Source organism: Leptospira ilyithenensis (assembly GCF_004771005.1).
Classification (GTDB): domain Bacteria; phylum Spirochaetota; class Leptospiria; order Leptospirales; family Leptospiraceae; genus Leptospira_A; species Leptospira_A ilyithenensis.
Genome location: NZ_RQHV01000060.1, coordinates 1 through 2,272, shown reverse-complemented (window position 1 = coordinate 2,272; position 2,272 = coordinate 1). Strand labels below are relative to the sequence as shown.

Genomic DNA, 2,272 nt, shown 5'->3' with positions numbered 1-2,272 from the left:
CTAGCCTTCCACCCCAACCAGCTTGTTTGTCGTAACTCACTCCCAAACCAACTGCTGTGTTCTTGAGAAGAGGACCGAGTGTCGATCCCAAGGAAGAGGTAAAACTATTACTCAAATCGAATTTGCCACCACCGGTCAGTCCACCCAGGATTCCATTCGCGAGACCAGCAAGCATTCCCTCAGTGCCGTTTCGAATTCCATCTATCACCTGTATGGCGGTCTTGATGATGGTTGATCCTAGTTGTACAGCTGCATTACCAACTGCTCCAAAAAATTGTCCTACTGCACTGAGCGCACTATTCACAGCTGCCAATGGACCTGTCACTGCGGTCGCTGCTCCCAGTGTCAATACCGTTACTGCGGCAGTGATCGCAGTCGACCTCGCTGCATCAGCCTGTGCTTTCTTATCCGCTTTCTTCTGTTTTATCCCATCATATTGCTGACGGAAACTAGCATTTGCTATATCCCGGTCAAAGCCGGTTGCCTTGACAATCTCATCCACTACGATTCGTTTCCCCAGTTCCTCTACAAAGCCCTTTCTGTTTTTAAGGGTAGGGGTTGCGGAACTATAACTAAGCGCAGACGACCGGAGTCCGAACATCTGTTGGGAATATGCTTCCGATTGCATATCTGCGGTACCATAGTCCAAGCTTCCCGCATTTGCCATTCGTGATCCGTCTGCGAATGCTTTTTGTATATCTCTTTCTTTTGCCCCAAACGCCACTGCCGCCGTTTTGATAATTCCACCTACCACTCCTACAACTTGACTGGTAACATTCGCAAGTGGATTGGAATTCACAGCTTGTCTTGCTTTCTTTGCATCCCGTGAACCTTTATAATCCGCTACTATACTACTTGCTACCTCGGGCGGTATTCCTGTGGCATTCGCTACCACGCTTGTCACATGTTTTTTTATGATAGATTGTTCGCCCGCACGGATTCCACTGATCGCATCTTTGGCACCGGTCATCTTTTCTTTTTGTTTCTCCAGATAATTATCCGTCGCTACAGCCATTGCTCCCACCGCTGATCCTATCGGATTGATCACTGCCGCAAATCCGGTTCCGATATTTCCCAGTGCTCCGGATACGGAAGTCGCGGCACTTGCCACTGCGCTTACTATAGTTGTCACTCCAGTCATCATAAAGCCAGTAATTGCTCCCGTTATCCCTCCGCTCCATTGGTTCAATTTATTATAGGTTTTAGAAACCATATTCTCTATCGACCGCAACGGATTACTCATAGACATAGTATTCGCACGGGCCTTAACTTGCTTTTCTTGCATCTTACCACGCATAAAGCTCATGATATCGGAAACAAACGCAATCTGATCTTCACTTCCACCCGTAGCCCGGATAAATGCTCCCGCCAAACTCGAATTAATCTGATCTTCTATCTTGCCTTTAATGGAAGACTTAATCCCCGCCACACCACCGGAAATATAAGCCATAATCATATCTTTGATAAATGAATCCGCTGACTCAGCCGCAATCTTCGCTTCCTGGAATTTCTTCTCGTTTCTTTCTTTGACCGCAGATATATCATTCGCAGCGGCGGAGATTCTCTTAACATCTCCCGCAAGACCCACATCATAGAAATTCTTAAGCACTGCATTCTGTTGGGATCCTATATTGTCCCATTCCTCTTCACCCCAAGAGTCAAATAAATCTTTTCCCTTCGGAGCCATCACAGGTTTTACCTCTGCCAAGCTCACATAACGAGTCTCAGTTTGTGCTCCACTGATGTATTTTCCATCTCTTCTCCCACCAATCTGACCATTGCTAATCGACTTTGTAAGTGTTGCTACATTTGTTTCTTTATTGACTGTATAAGTATAATCTTGTCTCAGTAGGCTCTTGCACTGGCTCGGATCCACATAACAAGTGCCAGTCAATGCCTTCTCTTCTGCAGTCATCGTAAGTCCCGTTGTTTGACCAAGTAGGATTTTCTCCATCTTGTTAAGCGACCTGACAATCATTCCATTTTGGTATTCAAAACCTTGACCTTGCATATATGCGATCGAATCCTTGAAGGTAGTCTTAAAACAACCTTCCTGCGTCGCTCCCTTTTCCGCCATACAATCGGTCATTGGCTTCCACTTAGAATCATTCATCTGATTCAAGATATGTTGGAATTCCTTGTTTCCTTCCAACACTCCATTGTCATTGTATTTGAGAACAACGCGGTCTTCCCATTTGATTCCGTATGTGATCTGGTTGAGTAATTTTTCCTGTTCTTTGTCAGCCATTCTTTCGTTGTTTTCATTGGTAGA

Annotated in this window: 1 pseudogene; it reads right to left on the bottom strand. The window is 45.5% G+C overall.

Features of this window, described 5'->3' with window-relative positions:
- Nucleotides 1–2,272 (bottom strand): annotated as a pseudogene (locus EHS11_RS19875) (hypothetical protein); the annotation flags it as partial.